Consider the following 22,283-nt stretch of genomic DNA (forward strand, 5'->3'; position numbering starts at 1 on the left):
CCACCATGAGATATTCTCATCTGGCGCCCGATATTAAGCGAAATGCGGTCAATAAACTGGTGGAGACCTTGGGTTCTGTCAATAATGCCAAAGTGGTCAATTTGAACGATAAGAAATGATCTGTTTTCGGGGATAGAGCGACGGCTCGAAAAGCCGGTTTCCTGGACCGGCCCTCCCCGGATCAAATACCAGGAGCGCATCAGGAACGCGATAATGCCCAAAAGATCCAAACCAAAGTGGGGGTGGAATGCAAGTGGTTCTTTAAATCCAGGATTAATCTTTGACGAAGATAAAGGGAAGATATGCGAAGTTCTTAAAATTGACGCTGTTTCAGACGAAATTTGTTATCGACTGACAGAAGCAATACACCATTTTCAAATCCACCAATCATGGGACCTTGATGCCCCTCGCGTCTCCCAAATCAAGACGGCATTGGAACAGCTGAAGCACCAACTTGAGTTGATATTGAAGGAGGCGCGCAGAAATCGCCGACGTGAATATTCAAGGCGGTTGGTAAAGACTTTGCAAAAGATAGATCGAAAGACCGCCAATCAAATTTCAATGGTTGAATTCCCATCCAATCTTAACTTGTTCGACCTTTCTGAAACCGCCATTTCCGAAATTGAGCAATGGGAAATTGACGGTTGTAGCCTCAAAAACATCCCAGCAACCCTGACGCAACTTAAATTTTGCATTGACAAAGCGAATCAAAAACTCATGCCTGATTCTGGCGGGCGCCCACAAGAGCGGGGTGCCTTGAGAGGGTTTATAAGATATCTATCTTCGATTTACACAGAAGCTACGGGGCGAAAAGCTGGAATATCCCGCAGCCCAATGTTTGGAGAGCCTTCCGGCCCGTTCTTCAGGTTTGTTAAACACATGATGACAATGTTAAATATCGAGCCTCTCACCCCCCAGACGCTTGCATCTCAAATCCAAAAAGCCCTCCATTCTTAATCCTTTTTCGAAATCAACATCACCTTGTTTTAAAACTTCAACCCCCTTTTCTGCCAAAAAAAGGGGGTGGTTTTTTACATTTTTTTCGGGCAACAAAAAAAATTGGTATCTACTATCCCAGTGGATAAACAGAGAACTATTGGGAGATATAGATGAACGAGACGCAAACTACCGAGGATCAATTACGAACTGCCTTCGAGCGAATGGCCGCTAATTGGCCGTCTGAAGTCGTTGCCCGTACCAGTATTGAGAAATTTTCAGGTGAGATGGTGTCGTCAAAGGCGATGGCGAATTATGACTCTCTGGGTGAAGGTCCTGAAGGCCGAATTAAAATCGGCCGCAAGACTGGATACCTCAAGGAGCCCCTCATCCAGTGGTTGATGGCCAGGTCAAAGCTGGTCAACCCCGAGATTGTCCGATGATCGCCCGCGCCTTATCAAGACTCGCGGCATGGTCCTCATGGTGGCCGATCGTGGCTTTATACCTTCCAGGTATGATCTTGTTGGCTGATGGGGGTTGGTGATGATGGCAACTGCCCGCGCCGACAACGGCGATATCCAAGATACAGCGACAGCCCTAAAGGCCGCCTTACCTGATCCACGGCAGTACATCCAGGTCGCGGAGACAAAGCACGGCGGTGAGGTGGCCGGCCCCTGTCCGAAGTGTGGTGGGACCGACCGTTTTTTTATCCGCCAGGACGATTCTTTTATGTGCCGCCATTGCGGGGCCAAGGGTGGTGACCGGATCGACTTTTTTCAATGGATTGAAGGCGCTGATTTTAACGAACTGGTCCAGAAATATCTCAGCGGTGACGGCCACCAAAAGCCCAAACAGGAACCAGCCCGAGCGATCCCCGCAAATCTTAAGGCTACATACCGCTACACCGACGAGTCGGGAGCCGAGTTGTTCCAGGTTTGGCGGTACGAAGAGCCAGGCCGCGAGAAGACCTTTCGCCAAGGGACCAGGACACCCAGCGGCGAATTCAGGTTTGGGATCAAGGGCATCCGCCGGGTCCTCTACCGCCTCACCGAAGTGAGCAAGGCCGGCACCATTATTCTCACAGAAGGCGAAAAGGACGCGGACCGCCTGGCAGAGATAGGACTCACTGCCACCACCTCCCCCATGGGGCCAGTAATTGGAAAAACGAATATGCCGCGACTCTACGCGGTAAGAACATCGCCATCTTCCCCGACAATGACTCGGCCGGCCAGAAATATCTGGACTCAGTACTGTCGTCATTAAAAGGTGTAGCGCGCTCTGTAACGGTCGTCCGGGTGCCAGTCGGGAAGGATGTTACAGACTGGATTCAATCCGGCGCCACAAAGGATGATATCCAGCACGCCATCGATGTGGCTGTTGAATATCGATGGGGCGAAGCAAACCATGCTGAGGTGGTCGCCGACTGGCCAGATCCTGAACCGCTGACATCTACCATTGATCCGCAAACATACCCGGTTGATGCGCTGCCAGGCTTGATCCGCGAAGCGGTGGAAGAGGTTCAATTATTTGTCCAAGCCCCCTTAACCCTGGTGGCATCTAGCGCACTGTCGGCGGTATCGCTCGCCTGCCAAGGCCTGGCTGACGTCGAACGTGCTGCGGGCTTGTCTGGCCCATCATCGCTATTTCTCCTTTCGATTGCCGAATCCGGCGAGAGAAAAAGCCAAATCGACAAGCACTTTTTCTCGGGCATCGCCGAATACGTTGAACACCAGATTGAATTGGCCAGTCCACTACAGGCCGAACACGCTGCAAAAATGGCAGTATGGGAAGCAAAGCGGTCGGCTATTCTTGATCAGATCAAGAAAGATACCAAGGCAGGAAAGAGCACGGGCGAGTTTGAGGCTAAACTTGAAAAACACCAGAAAAATGAACCAAATCCGCCACGAGTGCCGCGCCTGATCATAAAGGACGATACACCAGAACGTCTCGCACAATCATTATCGGAGGTGTGGCCGTCGGCCGGCGTCATATCGTCAGAAGGCGGCGTATCCCTTGGCGGTTCCGGTATGGGCCAGGATTCTTTGATAAGGAACCTATCCCAGCTCAACGTTCTATGGGATGGCGGCACAATCGACATGGGACGCAAGACAAGCGGTTCTGTTCGAGTATCGGGAGCGCGCTTGTCGATGGGCATCCAGATCCAGGAGGCGACGTTACGGGCGTTTTTTGACTCCACCAGGGGACTTGCCCGGGGAACCGGTTTTCTCGCCCGGTTCTTGATGGCATGGCCAACTTCGACCATGGGGACACGCATGTTTCGTGAACCACCCGCCTCATGGCCAGCACTAAACAGGTTCAACGGTCGCATCATCGGCCTGCTGGAGTCGCCCTTGCCGTGGGACACCGGCGGCGCCTTTGCCATCCGACCTACCATGTTAACATTGTCAATAGATGCAAAAGCCGCCTGGGTAGCATATCACGACGGCATTGAGCGCGAACTTAGAACAGGCGGAGAGCTGGCAGACATCCGAGATGTATCAGCCAAAAGCGCTGACAATGCGGCACGATTGGCGGCATTGTTCCACCTATTTAATAGAGATGGCGGTGAAATATCCGCTGATGACATGACCAGAGGTTCACGGATCGCGGGGTGGCACCTCTCCGAATCGATGAGGTTTTTTAACGAAATCTGCTTACCCGAGGGGATGGCAAACGCGGAAAAGCTGGACGCGTGGCTTCATGAGCATTGCAGGTCTAAAAAGATACAGGAGGTGTCAACACGAGACATCCAGCGGCTCGGACCGTATGCCCTGCGCGATACTGACAGGTTGGCGGGTGCCGTCAGGGAATTGGAAAATCTTGGACGGGCCAGGCTGGCCACGGTGGGCAAGAAAAAGGTGGTGCGGGTCAATCCAAAACTTATCACGGAGGCGTCCAAATGATTCTTGAATCCCTCATTAAGTACGGACCTGTCGCAGGTGTCGCAACTGTCGCAGTCGCAAACAATAAAACAGCTAAAAATAAATCTGTCGCAAGCGAAGCACAGTCGCTTAGGTTCAAAAATAGAGAAAAAGTTAATATATATAATAAAAACAATAATATATGTTTTTCTAGCGGCACTCTGAAAAATAAATTTAACGGCGCTGCGACTGCGACACCTGCGACACCTGCGACACTTCCCAGCGCCTGCCCCTTGGTAGACGGCGGCATTTGTCCCCCCGGCTGCCGGTTCGAAACCAAGCTTATGGTCCGTATGCTCGAAAACGGCACCCTGCCTGATCCGAAAATCGGCTGCCCGCTCCGGGGCGCATGCGGATTGTTCAGCGAATGGCCCCGAGCAGACCGCCAACCGTTACCACTGCAATGTCTCGGTCACGATTGTCAACACGTTGCCAGGGACCCCGAAACGGCGGCTCTGCGCTGCGAGAAAGCCGATGCCGAAGTCATCGGTATGGCCGAGTGCCCCATGGGTAGATGGTCACGAGGCCTTCCAAAATCAGCGAGACAGACAAGCACGCCATATGGTGATCCTGGCGATTGTGAGTGTTGCTCGGCCTGCGACAAGACCACGATGATGTGCCACCACACGGCCTTTTTCGAACATAAGGCCGGCCGTGGAGTGCCGTGTGCGCAGATCCGGGCGAACTGCCCACGGATGGGTGAGAGATGACTACCGATAGAATTCGAATCCAATACGGCAACGGTGAAAATCCCATCGATGCGCTTCACCGTGCCATACAGCGCTATGGCCGGGAAAACGCATTTATTCTGGTGCCGACAAGTTTATGGCGGCGACTGAGCAACAATCAACCCAAACGAGGTAAAGATGAAAGAAAGAGAATTTGACCAGGCATTCAGACAAGCAGCAGTGGACATGTTTCACACCGAACTCCAAAACGCAGAGCGGTCCGCCGATGGAATAGAAGTTATTGAGAATACCTTCCCGGGATTGGCCTTCCAGGTTTGGGCCAGCCACGTGGAGCGTATGACACTGGCTGTTGTCCCGGTTATCGACCACATCCCTTCTGACCTATTGCGGCGATATCACACCATGATGAAGCGGTATTTGGATGTTATCGAAGAGGCCGCTGTCATGGCGGAGAGTGCGGGTGTCAACTAAGAATGGTATTTTACTTCCAAAACGAGCATTTGAAACGCCCAAGTCAACCGCAAAATGACCTTACAAAACCTAATACTAAAGTTAACTTAATTGGTTGATTTTTGTGGTTGACATAAACCGCAACAGTTTGAACTAACTATAAATTAATGGAAGTTGACTCGAACTTAATTTTAGCAACACCATTTAATGAAGGAGAAGTAAATTGAATCTCACTGAATTTGATATGCAAATACTGCTCAAGGCATTGGAAAACCGTGCCGGGCATGGCCGCGATAACGTCTTGCCCAAATGGCGATGTATCGCAATTCAACGGTTTGACCAAACGCCGGCCGAGATTGAAACGGTTAACGCACCGGAAGTGGCGACACCGGCCTTCGGGTTGTCAACCATGATGACGATGGTCAGTGCGGCAGACATCCACAATCGGGCATCGAGCGCCCGTGCGAATTTGGCTACACGGTTGGAAGCGGCGAGAGCCAAAGACCCGGATTTCGGAAGTTCACGGCAGGTTGACCCGGAGATGTTTATCCGCCTGGGGTTCGTCTGGGTGGGCTCCCGTCCCAAGCTTTCCAAGGCCGATTCTGAAGAAGTCGCAAAGGACTGGCGGAACAAAGGGTTTGAGGTTTTCGTTCATTGCCAAACTGGAGATGGTGCGGATCTGTATGAACTTCAGGCCGTCAACCTGATCCCAAAATTCGCCAAAAAAGCCCAGCTTGACCACCTGCCCAGCGATAGCAACCGGGGAATCGTTTTTGGCACCATCGAGGCCGCCATCCCCGACGAGAAGATTGCTGCAGAGGCCTGGAAGGAGGTCGACACGGCGTTCCAAACCTTGGAATCAGAAGGTCTCGTCGTGAGGGTGCAAGGCGTCAATATGGGCGCCAGGTGGCAAGGAATTTCCCTCTCGCACGAAGGACTGGCCGTGGCCAAAGACATGAAGTTTCGGCTGCGCCAGCAGTCCGCCGATGATGCGAAACCGAAAGGTGTGGGGCCGTTTCACGTATGTTGCCCGAACTGCAAGCAGGTGTTTATGAAAACCACGGATATGTATACTGAGGACTCCCCCGTACATGGGTATATGTTGGAGTTTTTGCCGCAGTACAAAAAGCTCAAATGGTCCCTGCCTTTCATGCCTTCGGCCATCGGCCAGAACATAACCTGCCCGGGCTGCTCCTGTGTATTGACCGGAACGAATAATCGTTTCCTGGACGGCATTCTGACCGATCCGAACGAGGAAGAGAAGGCCGATATTCAACCGGATGAGTCAACCGGTGGTAAAATCGATGATGAGGCGTTGTTGAAGATGGTTGACGAAGGCAAACCTCAAACCGAGATTGCCCGATTCTTTCAAGTCAGTAAGCAAGCGGTAAATAAAAAGCTCAAAGCCCTGCGAGAGGCGGTTTAAAGACGATTCAGGGGCAAGTGGCAGGCGATGTTTTGCCTGCCACATCACCCGCTGAAGGTTAACAATAGATAACGCGAGGAATCGAATATGACCGACTTCAAGAACGTCAAACACGCTTGGGCAATCGTCCAAAGCTTTGAGAAGCTACCGGATGACGACCCCACCCTGATGCTCGATGAGAACATTGGTACCAACCTATTATGAGCAGGCAGATGGCACATTTGTCAAACGGGGGCCTGGATGCCCGCCGGCGATGTGAACCATGCCACAACGCATGAAGAGACGGCCCTCCCCCGGGGGCCGTTTTCATTTCCGGGCCGGCCGGTGACCACCTCGCTGAAGGTGGCTGAATATTTTGGGAAGCGGCATGACAATGTGATTCAGTCTATCCAAACACTTGATTGTTCAGATGAATTTGGTGCCCTGAATTTTCAGGAGACCTCATATGTGGACAAATCGAACCGCCAAAAGCCCATGTACGAAATGACCCGAGACGGTTGGGCGTTTCTGGTTATGGGTTTCACCGGTAAAAAAGCTGCCAGGTCAAAACCGAAATTGCGCACTTTTGCGCACTTCCTACGCGCGCGCAAGAACAGGGTTGCAGGGAGGTTGCAGGGTGCAACGCACGCGCGAGAACATCCATGTTTTCGAGTGAGTGTGGCCCGCCTGGCGATCCGTGGTGGGGGCCAATAGGTTGATTGAAAGATTGCAGCCCCGAACCAGCTCAACCTGACCGGGGCTGCTTGGTGATGAAGGTGGCTGTGAATTTGTTGCTGCTATGGAGGTTGAGGGCACAACAGTGGGGCAACAACCAGCCAGACGCTTGGACGGCGTTGCATTCCTTTAGAAGGCAAGGCCCTATGCAGTCAATAGGCACCACCGAAAACCGCAAAAAGCTGATGGAATATCGCAAATTTCTCCATCATCAACGAATCCGGCTCTATTTCCTCATTCTGCGATCCCGCAAAAAACTACCGAAAAAACGCAAAAATATCCATGTTTTCAAGCTGGTGTGGCCTTGACAGAATTGGCCCGCATATGCGATGTGAATAGTGCAACTGTAAGTCCAGTTGCCCGGGGTGACAGCCGGAAAACTCCAAGGCGCATGAGCGCTGAATGTCCGTTTGGATATGGCGCTTTTCGTTTTTCGCCGTATAGTGCCCTATGGGCGGCGTATGCGCGGGGGCTTTGTGCCCGTCGGTATCCTTGGAGGCCGGTCTGTCAACCGAGCATATGCCGCCCTTTTTGTTTGACAGCGAATCGGGCGGCCTCTTTCAACCTACTCCAAGGAGAACCGCCATGAAAAAAGAACCCCACCACCCCCACGGCCCCAACCGAAAAGAAAGTCCCCGGCCAACTGTCTGCCGCTGACCAAGAGCTTGCCAAAGCAATGATCGAGTTGTTGACCGACCTTGGCAGCGATGGCAACGATTCAATGGAGGGCCTTTTTGCGAGAGAGCGCCTTTATTTTGATGGTATAAGTTACCTCTCGGATAGATTTGACGCCATTTCCGATGAACTCAAAGAAGCTTTGGAAGGAGGTGCCGCATGAAAAAAAGAAACTTGGTTGATTGCTCCTATATGATGGCATGGATAGCTCTCGTCATTGAAGAGCTCCCAAACTTCAGTCGCAAAGAGCTATCAGATGTGGAGGCAAAAGGCTGGTCAATGATTTTAGAGGACATCGCCGACCGAATCACCGCATGCAAATCCAGCAAAGAGGAAGGGGGTGTCGCATGAAATTCATCGATGATCGAAGCCCCACCGAATTAATCCAGAGTGCTCAAGAGTACAACACCAGAATCCAGGCCATGCTGGTGCAATTGAAACATGTTTTCGACGGGTTGGAAGATGCTGACAGGTACGAGCTCTATGCCATTAACCTGCTTTGCGAGCGTGGCGTTGAAGAGTGCGCTTTGGATGCTTCCGGTGTCCAGGACGATCTCGACAAGGCCCTCATGGCGATGAAAGGCGGTGCCCATGCCTGAAAAGCAAAATGAGCATTCTGCATCAGATCGACTTGTCACCGAGATGAACAAGATCAATGCATTGATGGACCTATTCGCATCAGCCGCGATTCACGACGATGGAGCCAAGTTCTCTCTATCCGGTACAATCGGCATGCGTGAGATCCTGGATACCGTCAGCAACGAACTCAACGATATTTCCTGGGAAGTTGACGCCATGGAAAGAAAATTGGGGGTGCGCGATGATGCAAGAGAGGAATCTTAAAGAGTGCGCCGACATGCTCCGGGGTATCGCCTACCTGTTTTGCGAGAAGGTTGCCACGGCGCCGGACCCACCCAAGAATTCCGAGGCGAATGGTTGGGGATCATGATCCATGATATTGCCGACCGGATTGAGGATATCGGCGGCGAGAAACGGTAACCAATGGCGGCCACCTGGAAACGGGTGGCCGTTTCATTTCACGGTCCGATTTCAGGTTTTTTCAGGAGACGGCGGTCCTGTTTCCCAGAGTCACCGAATCAGTGACTTTAACCGATCTCCCGCCACATGGGTAGGGAATAGTAGGCAAAATTGCTGAAAAATGCTGAAATTCAGGTTGAAAATGGTCTCCATGCGCGCGGAGACAATGTGCCTCGTGGGTGGGCAACAGTAGGCAAAAGGCGCTCACACGCAATAGGACCCTCCAACCTTGGATAGTCCTCCCCGTGGATTGTGACCACCAATCCAAAGTTGGATTCGTTAATCATGGTGACATCGACATCCTGTAGACCGCCAGGGGTGTGTTTAGTGAACACCCACACGCAAGAGCAAAAGAGGTGCCCTCAAATTTGAGGGGATCTCCATGGGATTGTAATCGCCTCAAAGTTGAGGGCGTTGATTGTCCATGGCGTAAAATAGTTGCGCGATATTGTACCTCCTTAACGTATCGGTAAACGGGAGGATGAGGCGATAAGTCAATAGATTCTTAAACCGCTAGGAGCTGGTATTCCAGATTTTCCTACTTGTTCATTATTTGTATTAATAGCTGAGTTGTCGATAACTTTTTGACCTTCTTCCATGGTAATTAAATTGTGCTCTAGAAGTACATCTAATATTCCTAAATATAATGATAAAATATTGTAGCCTCCATAAAGAACGCCCTCGGAGTTTCTTGAATTTTCTATAATTTCATTGCTTTCATCCTGGGTGATTATTTTTTTGGATATCATTGCAGTAAGAAAAAGATCTGAAAGATATACAATTCGGTTTGATATAATTCCGTCATTTTTTAAATCTGATATCTCATCTTTTATTCTTATATTGAAATCGTCATCCAATATTTTCTTTTTTTCCATTAAGGCAATTAAATTTTTTGAAAATAATAGAACATCGTACCCAGCAAATCCATTTGATATTTTGTCGTTATAACTTGTATTTTCATCAGCATAGGTTATTGGCGGTGTTAAAATGGAAAATATTTTGGAGAGTATTTTTTGGGTTTTATACCAATTAGTTTTATTACTGGCAACGCACAAATCGTAGTCGTTTTTATTTGTTATGTATTTAGTCAGGGTAAATACATATTTAACGCCTGAATCTTTCGGGAAGTTTTCTATGGTTTCAAAAAAATAAGAATTGTTTTTTTTGGTTTTTGGATTCCATACTTCCATCATGTTAGGATTGTAATTTTTTTCAATCGTTATGATCTCTATATTATTACCGAAAGAAATTTGACAGTGAAGTTTTTCTTCTTCCTTTTCTCCAATATTAGTAATAGAGATAGCTAAGTTTGGTGAGGGAATCGAAGCGGGAGATTGAATTTTAAATTTTCCAGCGTAAACGTTAACTGTAGCTCTTGGGCTGTTGTATTCATCTAATATAGATATGTCCGGTTTTTCCGGTGGATTTGCCACTAGTATGGCACTCACCACTGAGACAATAATCGGAAGGACCAAACTACAAAACATACGATCTAAAATACCATATAATTTATTTTTGGTCCTTTGAGAATCTTCCATTTAAACGCATCAGAATAAAGGGATTAGGAATTTTACAGTTACGATAGATGCAACAGCTGGAATGATTACTGAGAACAAGACACCTTTTATCGCTTTTTTTAACATTTTTCAAGAACTCCATGAAATTAGGTTTTTTTATACGCCAGTGTATACAAATGTATATTTATTCCTACTAATCAACCAGAATTCGCCTATATTTTAGGCTATCACCACAGAACAGCAATTATTGCGCCATGATCATTAATAAATTGTGCGGATTACAAAAATTGCACAGTGCGTTACGTTTTTTGCACCTCTAAAAAAACTATTTGATATTAATGTATATTAACATCAAATAGTTATATATTTTACTTTGCGCAAGACAAATATCTGAAGCAAGTATGTTGCCATACCCTATGCCGGATGTAGGAAATAGGACGACATTCGAAGAGCATCTGAGGATTTCCCCTTCTTTTTCGATCATGAAGGTCGGTTGACAATCCAGATGCAAACTGATCAGAAGGCAGGCGATATGCTTGACTACTTGGACCATTGACCGTACCTATAAAACGGGACGGGATAAATAGTTGTAGAGATTGTTTTCTTGTTGGCAATTTTTTGACGGTGGGGGGGCAAAAAGGTAGATTTTTGAGCTGAGTGCGGGGACTGTCCTGTGTGGACCAAGAAAAAGGGCTCAGCGGGTGATTTCGCTAAGCCCTTATTTTGTTTGGCTCCCCAGTACGGACTCGAACTGTGGACCCCGAAGGATAATACACCTGGAAACGGATCTGATCAGTGAGGGACAGCGCCCCTCACACTGACTATATCGGATGGTCCGGATCCGAATTTGGGCGGCAACCCCTGGCCGGTTACCGGTTCCCCGGGGCAAGATGATAATCCGGTAATGTTTCGGTCATCCCCCGGCAAGGTGCGGGGGATATATCAAGGCGCAACACGGAACATTCCCCACCGTGTTACTTCCTCTTTCTCCCGGCCGGGCTGCCTTTGGTGGTCCGGCTCTTCATTTTAGATAGTGCAAGCTGCAACCACCGTCCATCAAGATGTGGAATTCTGCAAAACGTTGGACTATGGTTGGACAAAAAAGGTTTTTAAAAAATAAAAGGCTAACCGATCGTCGGTTAACCCCCTTGTCTTTATTGGTGCCCCCGGCGTGAATCGAACACGCGGCACATGGATTAGGAATCCATTGCTCTATCCACTGAGCTACGGGGGCTAAGTTTAATTATCGCATTTGGTTGGGACGTTTTTTCGGACTGCTTTTTTTCGTAAAATCATGGATTGTGCCCGTAACTTTTCCAGGGGATTTTTCCTGTTGCCGGGCAGCCGCCCTCGGATCGGGGTCGTTAACGATTTTATATCGGTCAAATACCGATCTTGCCTGACGCCCCGAAACCAGCATTGCCACTTCTCAGGCACACCGGAACGAACCATGTTTCTCACTGCAATCCGCCTGAAATCGTGGAAGTGTCTTAAGCCAATCTTTGCGTCTTTGCAAGCTTTTTCACAGGCTTTATCGAACCCTTTTATCCCATCTTTTCGGGGTCTATTGAGGAAAACAGAGGCGCGTAGCCCCCCTTTCTAAAGAAAAGGGTTCAGCTAGTCGAGTCGCTCTTTTATCCTTCGGACAGCGTAGCCCGTTTGCGCATGGGATGACTAGGTTAAAACCGAGAGGAGATGGCCAAAATAAAAAAGGGGCAACCCTGATAAGGTTACCCCTTTTTTATTTGTTTTGGTGGGCCGTGAAGGAATCGAACCTTCAACCTACTGATTAAGAGTAAGTTCGCCATATAGTAACTACCCGAGAATATACAAATAAATACGATGCTAAGAGACAAGCTTGTCATCAGTCTGCCAAAAATATATTGGTTATTATTCAAGCAAATCAACGGCTGTCCTTTTCTTATTGATGGCAACGTGTGTGTAAACCTGAGTTGTGGCAATATCTTCATGGCCCAATAATTCCTGGATCGTTCTCAGGTCCGCGTCAGCTTCGAGCATGTGGGTTGCAAAGCTATGCCTCAAGATATGCGGCGTCACCTTTTTCAATATACCGGCTTTTTCAATCGCGTTCCATAATGGCCGGCGAATGTCTGTCAATTGCTTGCCGGTTCGCAGTGAAGGAAATGCCAGGGTTTCATCCCACGGGACTTTCGTTTTTGGATTCGAAATAAGATCGTCCATCAAAGAAAAATGTCTTTTCATCGCTTCGGATAAAGTTTGTGTCATCGGCACCGTTCTGGTCTTGTCACCCTTACCGATTACAGTTATCGAACAGCCTGTAAAATCAACATTATATCGTTTCAACGTCATCACTTCATTGGCCCTTAATCCAGCGTGGTACAAACAAAGAAACATGGCTTGTCGATGTGGACCGGCATTGTGAAAAATAGCCATACATTCTGACTTTGTTAGGACTTTGGGCGGTTTTCTCTTATAAGGGAGCTTTGACATCTTGATAGGCATAGTCTGGCAGTACCCGTTTTGATATGCCCACTTCCAGAAACCGGAAAAATAGATCAACTCAAGGTTGATGGCCCTGTGCTTTTTGCCAATATCGTTGACCCTTTTTCTCTTGTAAGCTTCAATCGTTGATGTGTACACGAAATCAAAGTGCATTTTGCGGAACATGGACATTATAGGGCCACGAAGGATCCTATCTTTTTCCTCCCACGTTTTATGAGCTTTGTGCAGCTTTTCATATTCAAGGTGGGCATTGACCAGATCACCAATATTGTTGTAGGATTTTTTTTGCCTACCGTCTTCCTGATCACACTGGCGCTTTAAATAAGTATATGCTTTTTCAGCTTCAGCCTTTGAACCATAAAAGACCATACGGGTGCGGTTGCCTACACCACGGCTTACATCCAACTGATATTTATCTGTCCCTATTTCACGCACGGCCATTCGATTTTTTAACACGGGTAAGTTGTTTATGTAAACGTCTGGATATCTCTTGTTCAATATCCCGGTCTGACCGTTGAGGAGTGGCCCCGACTCCCAAATGGTCCATCAGCGCCGATAGTTGCTTTTTGATGGCCTCAAGGTCTTTCTTTATCTGTACTGTTTCAGTCAAGCCAGCCTCAATCTGGTGGATTGAAGATTAGCGCACGAACTCTCTTTCAAGTTCATCAATGACACCCATTTTTTTTCCTGAATTGTTTTTATTTAATGAAAAATGAAAAGCTGCCATTGTAATAAGATTAGGACAAATTTGTTTGTAACCCATTGATTTTACATGCCTGTTGGATATGCAACGAATTTATAATTTCAGTGGGTTAGCATCAGAACAAATTTCCCGTTGTAATAGGATTTGATTCCATTTCCGTATTAATGTAATTTAAGCGTAGACCCATCCAGGATTTCAGCATCATTGAAAACATTTAACGCTGAGACCATATTAAGAGTCGATTTACGTTAAGCAGTTACATTAGTTATCAAATTGGGAGCCTACATCTGTATTCCTGGCGAAAATTAAAATCGTGATGTAAATCAGTTGAGTATGAGGCGCTGCAGTTTCTATTTCAGAGGGGGATCAGGCTCAATTGTAGGATTGTAAACCATTGTTACATAGAAAAAGAAATGATTGTCAAGAAAAAAATTCATAATAGATGAAAAAATACATGGTTGACATCAATTTTTATGAAGTCCTTGAACGTATCGAAAGGGAGATGGAAGGTTATTCCCGAACTGAATGGGCGAATAAAGTGGGCGTGAGGATCAACGTGGTGTCCAATATTCACGGTGCCAACGCCAGGCAAAATCCTTCATTAAATTACATATTGGCTGTATCTGTGGCGACCCGGAAACCGATGGACTATTTTCTATGGGGACGAGCTTCCTACATTTCATCTGAATTGCCTGATAAGATAGTAAAAGAGGATGAAAAGTTATACTCGAATCTCGACACCACCGAAGATATGATTGATTCGGCGACTCAAGACCCGGAGATGGGCAAACGGGTGCGCTATTGGCGTGAAGATATGGGTTTCAGTGTAGCAGAAGTTTCAAAACGTTCCGGCTTACCTGTCGATCTAATCAAAAGCATCGAGGCTGGCAATAACACAAGTACGGATGTGATCGTAAAACTGGCCAATACCTTGCGGTGTTCAATCGATTTTTTACTGGGGTGCGGTGGTTCCTCCGTTGCTCACTATCCAATTGTAAGCAGGAAGTAGGGCCGGGCAGCAAAACTCAATTCGCAGTATATTTTCATATAACAATGGCTTAAGTGGCCGATCACGACGAATTTGTCCTAATGGCCTTTCGCCCAAAAGGCAGCCCCAACTTGTTCATACGGCTACGAAGGGTGTTGGGATGGATGTTTAACTGTGCGGCCGCACCATCCTTTCCCTGGATTTTGCCGTTAGTCGATTGAAGGACGGCTTCGATGTGTCGACACATGACCTCATCAAGGGTGTGAGCGGCCGGCTGGATTTTTCATCTAAAAGCGCCCGAACTTCTATATCCGATCGTTCCCCTGCCAGATCATCGAAACGCAGGGGGAGATTTTCATCGCGGCTTTGATGCCTGATCAAGGCGCGCTCTACCATGTTTTCCAACTCCCTGACATTTCCCGGCCATGCATAGGCGGTCAGACGTTCCATGCGCCGGGGGCCAACACCGGGTGCTCCGACAGGCCGAACGCCTTGAGTTTGCGGTCGATGAAGTGATGGACCAATGAGGGGATGTCGGACTTACGCTGGCGCAGGGGCGGGATGTGAATGGGAAAGACATTGAGACGGAACCACAAGTCTTCCCGGAACCGGCCTTCCTTGACCATCTCGGCCAGGTTGCGATGCGTGGCCGCGACGATGCGGACATCCACTTCGATGGGTTCCACCCCGCCGACCCTTTCAACGAGCCTGTCCTGAAGCACGCGTAGCCCGTCCTGAAGCACGCGTAGACGATATGGTTGAACGCCAGCCAGACGACCACCAATAGAAAAGCCTGCCAAACCTTGAAAACGTGGGTTATAGTCAGCGTTCATGAGAAAACCCAACTACAGAGCCAAAATCAAGGAGGCAGGCCGTGAGCAAGATAGTAAAATATGTTGGTTTGGATGTCCACAAAGATTCGATCACCATTGCCATCGCCGATGAAGGCCGTGACGGAAACGTCCGGGTTTATGGGAAAATCAACAACGACATGGGGCAGATAGATCAAGTTATGCGAAAGCTGATCTCAACAAACGGCGAACTGCGGTGTGTCTATGAAGCCGGCCCTTGCGGATACCCAATATACAGGCATCTAACGCGCCAGGGCATTGATTGCGTGGTCGTAGCCCCGGCGCTGATCCCCAGGAAAGCGGGTGATCGGGTTAAAAATGATCGCGTGATGCGACCAACCTGGCGACACTCCACCGTTCAGGCGAACTGACATCGGTGTATGTTCCCGATGAGACGGATGAAGCTGCGGGACCTGGTTCGAACGCGAAAGGATATCACCATCGCCCTGCGTAAGGCCAAACAACAGATCAATGCGTTTGTGTTGCGCCAAGGGTTCAGCTATCCGGGCAAATCCAAATGGAGTAAAGCCCATTTAAATTGGCTGAAGGAGTTGAAAATGCCGCATCCGGCCCAGCAGATCGCCATTACCGAGTATCTGGACGCCATGGAAAACCATGAAGCCCGCGTCAAACGCCTCGAAAAAGCGATTGTGGCATCCTGCCAGACCTGGCGTCTTTTGCCGGTTGTCGACGCCCCGCAGGCGCTCCGGGGAATTTGCATGGTCAGCGCGGTAACCCTGGTCGCTGAACTGGGCGATTTGACACGCTTCGACAAGCCCACACAACTGATGGCTTACATGGGGCTGGTCCCGTCGGAACATTCAAGTGGCCCCACTGTCAAAAGGGGGCCTATTACCAAAACCGGCAATACCCATGTCCGCAGAACATTGATCGAATCGGCGCAAGCCTATCGGCTGCCGGCCCGGAAAAGCATCACGATCCGAAAACGCCAGGACGGCTTACCCGAAGATGTTTGTGAGATCGCCTGGAATGCGCAGCTGCGATTATGCCACCGCTACCGCAGGCTAATGGCAAGGGGCAAAAGCCACAACCTTGTCGTTACGGCGATCGCACGTGAACTGGCCGGGTTCATCTGGGCCATCGCCCGGATCGTTCCCATGGCGACGTGAGTCATTGTGATGTTAATGGACGCCGCTGAATCGGGCTGGACTATAGCGTGGAAACCCAGGCCTATCAAGGCCAAGCCCTAAAGGTGCTCGCTACGCTCGCAGCCTTGACAGCCCTGACTTTCCACGCTGGACGGAACTTAGCGACGGCGAGAGAAGCGCGACTGTCGCTCCGGCTCAAGAAGCTGGAAAATTACTTCTCGGTGCAATCCTCAAAAAGAAGAAAAAGGGACCTGCGTAATCAAAAAACCAAGATAACCATCGAGCGTTTGGATAGGGGCGCGGTCGCGGTTTGGAGAACCCTCGTCGCTCCTATCGGAATAGGTCCTTGCGGCTGAAACTCCAGCTTGTAGACCGAGGCAGCTCCACGACGAAGCTTAGGCGTCAAGCAAAAATAACTTGAACAATCATGCCCATCCGACTACGATGGATATATGACAGACATGCCCACGATAGAGAAGAAATTTCAAGCGTTGTCTTCACGGTTGGACGAGGCTGCCTTGCGCGCCTGGGCGGCAGCGGAAGCCCGTAGCCTTGGGCGTGGTGGTGTCAGTTTGGTCGCCAAGGCGACAGGCTTGTCGCGCACGACGATTTATGCCGGTCTTGCCGAATTGCAGGCTACCACTGTGCCTCCGGGGAAGACGCGTGGCGAGCGGAAGCGAATCCGAGCGACTGGCGGCGGACGAAAGAAGCTGGTCGACAAGGATGCCGCTCTGATGGAGGCGCTTGACACCTTGGTGAATCCAGTTACACGCGGTGACCCGATGTCGCCTCTCCGGTGGACCTGCAAGAGTACCCACCGACTGGCCGAAGAGCTCAATCGAAAAGGACATCGAATCGGTCAACGCACGGTGTGCAACCTGTTGCGACAAGCTGGATTCAGCCTGCAATCGACACGAAAGACCCGTGAGGGCATACAGCATGAAGACCGGGATGCGCAGTTTTCCTATATTTCCCAAACGGTTGCCGGGTACCAGGCGGCAGGTGATCCGGTCATTTCTGTCGATACCAAGAAAAAGGAGTTGATCGGCGATTTCAAGAATGCTGGCCGTGAATGGCAGCCTCAGGGCGAACCGGAACCAGTCAGGTTCATGACTTCATTGATCGCGAACTGGGTAAAGTGGCGCCATATGGCGTTTACGATGTCACGGCCAACAACGGATGGGTCAGCGTGGGTATTGACCACGATACCGCAGAGTTTGCAGTGGAAAGCATTCGGCGATGGTGGCGGGAGATGGGATCGCCGGCCTACCCCGATGCTCGGCGTCTTTTGATTACCGCCGACTGCGGTGGCAGTAACGGGAACCGCGTGCGGCTGTGGCGCCGCGAGTTGCAGAAACTGGCGGACGAGTTGGGGTTGCCAGTCCAAGTGTGTCATTTTCCTCCCGGCACCAGCAAGTGGAACAAGATTGAGCACCGCATGTTTTGTCATATCACAGCCAACTGGCGCGGTCGCCCACTTCTCAGTCGTCAGGTCGTTGTGAATCTCATCGGCAACACGGTAACCAGGACCGGTTTGAGCATCAAGGCCGCTATCGATGAAAACACTTACGCAAAAGGCATTAAGGTTTCCGATGAGGAACTTGCCACCTTCGCCATAGAGCGGGACAATTTTCATAGGGAATGGAATTACCGATTACTCCCTCGAAATACTCATGGCTGATTTAAAATGTTCAATTTATTTTTGCTCGATGCCTTAGTCCGGCGGTATCCAACCCGCGAATATCAGAGTGCTCAACCGTCGTTATTGCGGACCCCGCCTCTATCCAAACGCTTGATGAAAATCATCGACCCAATTTTTTTGGAATGGATAAGTTTTTCTATTGACAACTGTTCAACCATATCAGGAGCCGGACCTGGGCCGCGGGGGGCAATTCACCGACTTCATCCAGAAAAAGGGTGCCGCCGTGGGCGCGCTCGAAACGCCCCCGCTTGCTGCGGATGGCGCCCGTAAAGGCCCCCTTTTCGTGGCCGAAAAGTTCACTGTCAAGCAGGTTTTCGGCAAAGGCACCGCAATTCACCTTCACCAATGGGCCGTCCCGGCGGGGCGAGGTGGTGTGGATCGCATTGGCGATGACCTCCTTTCCCACGCCGGTTTCGCCGGTGAGCATGATATGGCTGGAAAGGGGCGCCACCTGGTGGACCATTTCCATCACACGCCGTAACCCATACCGGGCGCCAACAATTTCATCCCCTGAAAGATTACGCAATTCCTGCTGCAGGTAGCGGTTGTCATCGGCCAAGAGATCCTTGAGCCGCAGGAGTTCGCGGTGCCGGAGAACATTGGCCATGGCCACGGCGAAGGGGTCGTGGAGCAATCCCATCAGCCGGATGTGATCGTCGGTGAAGGCATTCTCATCCGTTGAAAAGACGATGACCACGCCAAGCTTTTCCTCATCCAGTTTAAGATGCAGAACAATTTGCGGGAAAGGGGTGATTCCCAGTGCTTGGCTGAATTCATGGGCGATGAGGTCTTTTTCCGCTTGCCGGTACAGGTAAACGCCTTGCTCCATTTTCGCAAGAAGCGATTGAGCCTCTTCAGACAGGTAGATGGGGGTGTCCCATGGGGCCGTCGAGACGGTTGCTGACAAGGCGAGAATCCGAACCGCCCCTTTCTCCGGCTCATAGGTGCTTAGCATGAGACCCTCCAGGGGGATGTAGGCGCTGAGGTAGCCGGCACATTCCCGCACGACCTTGTCGGTGTCCAGGCTGCCGCAAATTTTCATGGTGGCCTGGTGAAAAAAGGTAAGCGTTCACGGGGCGAGTGTCTGAAGCGGGGATTAGATCCAGTTCACATCAACAGAGATGCCTGCAAAGTAACATTCCAGGCATTCGACCAGAAACGGGAATGTGGCTTTACCTCTCAGTCGGCAGGTTTCTTTTACAGACAGGATTCGTTCGACCCAGCGGTTGCCTTTGTCGCTTTGCGTTCCCAGGCTGCACTTGCGCCATAGCACGCCAAAGCGAAGGGAGCGTTCGGCACGGTTATTGGTGGGCTCGACGCCTTCGTGTTCGAGAAATGTCCACAGTGCATCCAGCTCCCGCACCATTTGCCGGGCCAGGCGGCCGGCATCGTCACAGTCGTCCTCAAAAAGGCTGAGGGTCAGCAATAACCCTACAACGATACTTAATATGATTTAAGATTGAAATCTTTCTTTTGGTCTACCATACTAAGAAACAACACTTAAAAAAGGAGGCAGGCCATGTTACCCACCATTCGATGCGACGAATATCTTTACCCGGTTCCAAAGTTTGATCTTGGCAAGGGCGATATCAAAGATTTTAATAATGAATTAAAAGGATTTCACGAGCAGTTTGCCGATTGTTTCCAGCGCAGTGAATCCAGGGATCACTTTTTTAACTACATGTCCGGACAATTCAGTCCAATTGAGCGGAAATTCATCGAACCCATCGCTTTGGCTGTGGAAGATGGCAATGTAAGATCGATGCAACGCTTTGTTAGTGATGCTCCATGGGCAGAGAATAAAATGGCTACCAAGTATCGTAGTTTTGTTAACGACGATCTTGGCAGTCCAGACGGCGCCATGCTTTTCGATGAGAGCGGCTTCGTTAAAAAGGGCGATGACTCGATCGGGGTTGCCAAACAATACTGCGGGACCATCGGCAAGGTGGATAATTGCCAGGTCGGCGTCTTCGCAAGCTATGTTTCCGAATACGGCTACGCGTTGATCGACAAACGCTTGTTTATCCCGGAGAAGTGGTTTGCCGACGATTATTCCGGCCGGCGAAAAAAGTGTAAACTGCCTGAAGACGCGACGTTTAAGACAAAACCGCAGTTGGCTGCTGAAATGCTCATCAGTCTCAATAGCGAGAACATATTGCCGTTCAAGTATGTTCTGGCCGACTCGGTATATGGGGAAAGTCCTGAGTTTATCGCAGCGGTTGAATCCATGATAGATATAACCTATCTCGTGTCGGTTGCAAAAGATACCCTCTGCTGGCTCAAACGGCCGATGACGATAAACAAAGAGTACCGCTGGGGTGGCAAGACACGCACCAAAACCATGTTGATCGACCCGGATAGTAAACCAGTAACCATTGAGGAGCTGGCAAAAAATATAAACGATTATTTTTGGTATCGCCGCAAGGTGTCTGAAGGAACCAAAGGACCTATCGTTTATGAGTTTACCCGCCGGAGGATTGTCCTTTCAAATGCCGGGCTACCGCAAAAAACTGTCTGGCTGCTGATCCGGCGGAACCTTGGCGATGATCCGCAATACAGCTTTTCCATCAGCAACGCCTCGTCGAGCACGAGGTTGAAAACGCTTGTATGGTTAAGCGGACTACGCTGGGCGATCGAGCAGTGTTTCGAGGAAACCAAAACCGAATTGGGCATGGACCACTATGAGGTGCGCAAGTTCCCAGGATGGCACCACCACATACTCACGTGCATGCTGGCTCATTTTTTCCTCTGGCACCTGAAGATCAGGCTGGGAAAAAAAAGCACCGTCTATTACGCTGTCGAAGCTTAGAACCCTTATCGAAGTCATTTTACCGATGAAACGTCGCACATTTGAAAACCTACTTGAGAAGATCCTTTGGATTCAGGATCGGAACCATCGCGCTTATTTGTCGCATAGGAAAAAACGCCTACGTGAGCTTGGCGAATATGACCAAGTTGCGTTGTAGGGTTAAGCGACGCAAAAAAGCTGCCGAGCGGTCATTCCGATTAGCTGCATAGCAGTTTCAAATGTTTGGAAAAGCAAAAGCCAATAGGCGAAGTGTTTTCAAATTTTGCTCAAACCAAAAAAATATCGAGGAGATTTACTTTTTAAGCGAAGTAATTCGCGATCACAAAATGAATCATAATTACTTCTGTCTGAAAATTTACTAGAAAAAGGGGTTTTCGGCCAGGCACTATATATTCCCCGGGAATCATGTGTCGTAGTATCGCCTGTGATTTTCTCATAGGGGGGCAAAACTGACCTTTCATTGGGAAGAAGAGATTGATGAGCAAAATTGACGTGAGGGGAGATAAGCGCGTCGTCCGGTCTGCCTGTCGAATGTGCCATGGCGTATGTCAGGTGCTTGTCCATCTGGACGGCGATCGGGTCGTAAAAGTGACCGGTGACCCGGACAGCCCCGTCAGTCGGGGATACCTATGCCCCAAGGGTGCGGCCTCGCCCGAACTGCTTTACCATCCGGACCGGATCACCTATCCGCTCCGTCGGGTGGGAAAGCGTGGGGAAAACAAGTGGGAACGCATTTTGTGGGAAACCGCCCTTGATGAAATGGCCGAACGATTTGCGCGCATAAAGGCCGAAAGCGGTTCCGAATATGTAGCCATCGGGCAGGGCACCGGCCGGCCCCTCATCGAATTTACCCTGCGGTTTGCCAACGCCTTCGGCACCCCGAATTTCGTGGCGCCCAGTCATGTGCGTTATGCTCCCAGGGTCGCGGCGAGCAAGATTACGCTGGGACAGCTTCCGGTGACCGACGTATACGGATTCGGCGGTCAAGATACGGCCGGGATGATGATTTGGGGATGCAATATTACCCAATCCGGCTCGGCCGACGGCATGTGCGGCGGCATGATTCAACGCGCCCTGAAGAAGGTCAAAAAACTGATTGTCGTCGACCCCAGGCGGACCCGGCCGGCAAAACAGGCGACCCATTGGCTCCAGCTTCGGCCGGGTACCGATGATCCACGTCATTGTCAGGGAAGAACTGATCGATCACGATTTTGTCTGCAATCATACGGTCGGATACGAACAACTGGCCGCGCATGTTAGTCCCTTTACGC

The 22,283-nt window shown here is 49.8% G+C and carries 23 protein-coding genes, 2 tRNA genes and 2 pseudogenes; 17 read left to right on the forward strand and 10 right to left on the reverse strand.

The window, feature by feature from the left end; all coding sequences use genetic code 11:
* Nucleotides 1–213: 213 nt before the first annotated feature.
* The 4 genes from JCM12296_RS02940 (at nucleotide 214) to JCM12296_RS02955 (ending at nucleotide 3,839) form a co-directional block, all read left to right on the forward strand.
* Nucleotides 214–957 carry a hypothetical protein gene (locus JCM12296_RS02940; RefSeq protein WP_054689614.1) on the forward strand — a complete coding sequence of 248 codons (744 nt, stop codon included), beginning with the start codon at nucleotides 214–216 and terminating at the stop codon, nucleotides 955–957.
* Nucleotides 958–1,109: 152 nt separating this feature from the next.
* Complete coding sequence (locus tag JCM12296_RS02945) at nucleotides 1,110–1,379, forward strand: hypothetical protein (protein ID WP_054689619.1); 270 nt, start codon at nucleotides 1,110–1,112, stop codon at nucleotides 1,377–1,379.
* Between the two features lie 100 nt (nucleotides 1,380–1,479).
* Complete coding sequence (locus JCM12296_RS37785) at nucleotides 1,480–2,199, forward strand: hypothetical protein (protein WP_054689623.1); 720 nt, start codon at nucleotides 1,480–1,482, stop codon at nucleotides 2,197–2,199.
* A gap of 32 nt (nucleotides 2,200–2,231) precedes the next feature.
* Nucleotides 2,232–3,839 (forward strand): YfjI family protein, encoded by a 1,608-nt coding sequence (locus tag JCM12296_RS02955; protein ID WP_054689627.1) that lies wholly within the window; start codon nucleotides 2,232–2,234, stop codon nucleotides 3,837–3,839.
* Here JCM12296_RS02955 and JCM12296_RS37790 read toward each other — a convergent pair.
* Nucleotides 3,820–4,107, reverse strand: a complete 288-nt coding sequence (locus JCM12296_RS37790; protein ID WP_157067327.1) for a hypothetical protein — start codon at nucleotides 4,105–4,107, stop codon at nucleotides 3,820–3,822. The genes JCM12296_RS02955 and JCM12296_RS37790 overlap by 20 nt on opposite strands.
* A gap of 616 nt (nucleotides 4,108–4,723) precedes the next feature.
* Between JCM12296_RS37790 and JCM12296_RS02965 the strand changes: the two genes are divergently transcribed.
* The 8 genes from JCM12296_RS02965 (at nucleotide 4,724) to JCM12296_RS02990 (ending at nucleotide 8,654) form a co-directional block, all read left to right on the forward strand.
* On the forward strand, nucleotides 4,724–5,017 hold the full coding sequence (locus tag JCM12296_RS02965) for a hypothetical protein (RefSeq protein WP_054689632.1): 294 nt from the start codon (nucleotides 4,724–4,726) through the stop codon (nucleotides 5,015–5,017).
* A gap of 388 nt (nucleotides 5,018–5,405) precedes the next feature.
* Nucleotides 5,406–6,422 (forward strand): helix-turn-helix domain-containing protein, encoded by a 1,017-nt coding sequence (locus tag JCM12296_RS02970; protein ID WP_157067328.1) that lies wholly within the window; start codon nucleotides 5,406–5,408, stop codon nucleotides 6,420–6,422.
* A gap of 240 nt (nucleotides 6,423–6,662) precedes the next feature.
* Nucleotides 6,663–7,115 carry a Rha family transcriptional regulator gene (locus tag JCM12296_RS02975; protein ID WP_054689642.1) on the forward strand — a complete coding sequence of 151 codons (453 nt, stop codon included), beginning with the start codon at nucleotides 6,663–6,665 and terminating at the stop codon, nucleotides 7,113–7,115.
* 5 nt (nucleotides 7,116–7,120) lie between these two features.
* Complete coding sequence (locus JCM12296_RS37795; protein WP_157067329.1) at nucleotides 7,121–7,444, forward strand: hypothetical protein; 324 nt, start codon at nucleotides 7,121–7,123, stop codon at nucleotides 7,442–7,444.
* Nucleotides 7,445–7,812: 368 nt separating this feature from the next.
* Nucleotides 7,813–7,974: a hypothetical protein gene (locus JCM12296_RS37800; RefSeq protein WP_157067330.1), complete on the forward strand. Its 162-nt coding sequence runs from the start codon at nucleotides 7,813–7,815 to the stop codon at nucleotides 7,972–7,974.
* The gene (locus JCM12296_RS02980) at nucleotides 7,971–8,162 is read left to right on the forward strand and encodes a hypothetical protein (RefSeq protein WP_054689644.1); all 192 of its coding nucleotides are present in this window, start codon (nucleotides 7,971–7,973) and stop codon (nucleotides 8,160–8,162) included. Before JCM12296_RS37800 ends, JCM12296_RS02980 begins: the two co-directional genes overlap by 4 nt.
* Nucleotides 8,159–8,410: a hypothetical protein gene (locus JCM12296_RS02985; RefSeq protein ID WP_054689646.1), complete on the forward strand. Its 252-nt coding sequence runs from the start codon at nucleotides 8,159–8,161 to the stop codon at nucleotides 8,408–8,410. The genes JCM12296_RS02980 and JCM12296_RS02985 overlap by 4 nt, the downstream gene beginning before the upstream one ends.
* Entirely contained in the window at nucleotides 8,403–8,654 is a 252-nt protein-coding gene (locus JCM12296_RS02990) for a hypothetical protein (RefSeq protein ID WP_054689648.1), read from the forward strand. Before JCM12296_RS02985 ends, JCM12296_RS02990 begins: the two co-directional genes overlap by 8 nt.
* A gap of 689 nt (nucleotides 8,655–9,343) precedes the next feature.
* Here the strand turns inward: JCM12296_RS02990 and JCM12296_RS02995 are convergent.
* The 4 genes from JCM12296_RS02995 to JCM12296_RS46980 all read right to left on the reverse strand — a co-directional run bounded on the left by JCM12296_RS02995 (nucleotide 9,344) and on the right by JCM12296_RS46980 (nucleotide 13,291).
* Complete coding sequence (locus tag JCM12296_RS02995) at nucleotides 9,344–10,387, reverse strand: hypothetical protein (protein ID WP_157067331.1); 1,044 nt, start codon at nucleotides 10,385–10,387, stop codon at nucleotides 9,344–9,346.
* 1,137 nt (nucleotides 10,388–11,524) lie between these two features.
* Nucleotides 11,525–11,600 (reverse strand) — tRNA-Arg (locus JCM12296_RS03000).
* 517 nt (nucleotides 11,601–12,117) lie between these two features.
* Nucleotides 12,118–12,187 (reverse strand) — tRNA-Ser (locus tag JCM12296_RS03005).
* Nucleotides 12,188–12,256: 69 nt separating this feature from the next.
* Nucleotides 12,257–13,291, reverse strand: coding sequence for a tyrosine-type recombinase/integrase (locus JCM12296_RS46980; RefSeq protein ID WP_281491911.1), 1,035 nt, complete (start codon nucleotides 13,289–13,291; stop codon nucleotides 12,257–12,259).
* 704 nt (nucleotides 13,292–13,995) lie between these two features.
* Here JCM12296_RS46980 and JCM12296_RS03015 point away from each other — a divergent pair.
* Nucleotides 13,996–14,562 carry a helix-turn-helix domain-containing protein gene (locus tag JCM12296_RS03015; protein WP_054689658.1) on the forward strand — a complete coding sequence of 189 codons (567 nt, stop codon included), beginning with the start codon at nucleotides 13,996–13,998 and terminating at the stop codon, nucleotides 14,560–14,562.
* Nucleotides 14,563–14,623: 61 nt separating this feature from the next.
* Here JCM12296_RS03015 and JCM12296_RS41260 read toward each other — a convergent pair whose 3' ends face one another.
* From JCM12296_RS41260 to JCM12296_RS43330, 3 genes are read right to left on the reverse strand one after another with little or no spacing between them, the layout of a single operon-like run.
* The gene (locus JCM12296_RS41260) at nucleotides 14,624–14,788 is read right to left on the reverse strand and encodes a helix-turn-helix domain-containing protein (protein WP_083455762.1); all 165 of its coding nucleotides are present in this window, start codon (nucleotides 14,786–14,788) and stop codon (nucleotides 14,624–14,626) included.
* Nucleotides 14,710–14,991, reverse strand: coding sequence for an AAA-type ATPase lid domain-containing protein (locus JCM12296_RS51285; RefSeq protein WP_479690850.1), 282 nt, complete (start codon nucleotides 14,989–14,991; stop codon nucleotides 14,710–14,712). The genes JCM12296_RS41260 and JCM12296_RS51285 overlap by 79 nt, the downstream gene beginning before the upstream one ends.
* Entirely contained in the window at nucleotides 14,979–15,263 is a 285-nt protein-coding gene (locus JCM12296_RS43330; protein WP_054689662.1) for a sigma 54-interacting transcriptional regulator, read from the reverse strand. The genes JCM12296_RS51285 and JCM12296_RS43330 overlap by 13 nt, the downstream gene beginning before the upstream one ends.
* A 152-nt stretch (nucleotides 15,264–15,415) precedes the next feature.
* Here JCM12296_RS43330 and JCM12296_RS03025 point away from each other — a divergent pair.
* Together JCM12296_RS03025 and JCM12296_RS03035 are read left to right on the forward strand one after the other, a co-directional pair.
* Nucleotides 15,416–16,522, forward strand: a pseudogene (locus JCM12296_RS03025) (IS110 family RNA-guided transposase).
* Between the two features lie 440 nt (nucleotides 16,523–16,962).
* Nucleotides 16,963–18,182: pseudogene (locus JCM12296_RS03035) on the forward strand (ISAzo13 family transposase).
* A 157-nt stretch (nucleotides 18,183–18,339) separates the two neighbouring features.
* Here the strand turns inward: JCM12296_RS03035 and JCM12296_RS03040 are convergent.
* Entirely contained in the window at nucleotides 18,340–19,245 is a 906-nt protein-coding gene (locus JCM12296_RS03040) for a sigma 54-interacting transcriptional regulator (protein WP_054689667.1), read from the reverse strand.
* A gap of 54 nt (nucleotides 19,246–19,299) precedes the next feature.
* Nucleotides 19,300–19,629, reverse strand: coding sequence for an IS66 family transposase (locus JCM12296_RS03045; RefSeq protein WP_054689669.1), 330 nt, complete (start codon nucleotides 19,627–19,629; stop codon nucleotides 19,300–19,302).
* Nucleotides 19,630–19,722: 93 nt separating this feature from the next.
* Between JCM12296_RS03045 and JCM12296_RS03050 the strand changes: the two genes are divergently transcribed.
* Both JCM12296_RS03050 and JCM12296_RS03055 read left to right on the forward strand, forming a co-directional pair.
* Complete coding sequence (locus tag JCM12296_RS03050; protein ID WP_054689671.1) at nucleotides 19,723–21,012, forward strand: IS701 family transposase; 1,290 nt, start codon at nucleotides 19,723–19,725, stop codon at nucleotides 21,010–21,012.
* A gap of 477 nt (nucleotides 21,013–21,489) precedes the next feature.
* The gene (locus JCM12296_RS03055; protein ID WP_083455763.1) at nucleotides 21,490–22,272 is read left to right on the forward strand and encodes a molybdopterin-dependent oxidoreductase; all 783 of its coding nucleotides are present in this window, start codon (nucleotides 21,490–21,492) and stop codon (nucleotides 22,270–22,272) included.
* The last annotated feature ends 11 nt before the right edge of the window (nucleotides 22,273–22,283 follow it).

Origin of the sequence: Desulfosarcina cetonica JCM 12296, assembly GCF_001311845.1 — a bacterium.
Lineage (GTDB): Bacteria > Desulfobacterota > Desulfobacteria > Desulfobacterales > Desulfosarcinaceae > Desulfosarcina > Desulfosarcina cetonica.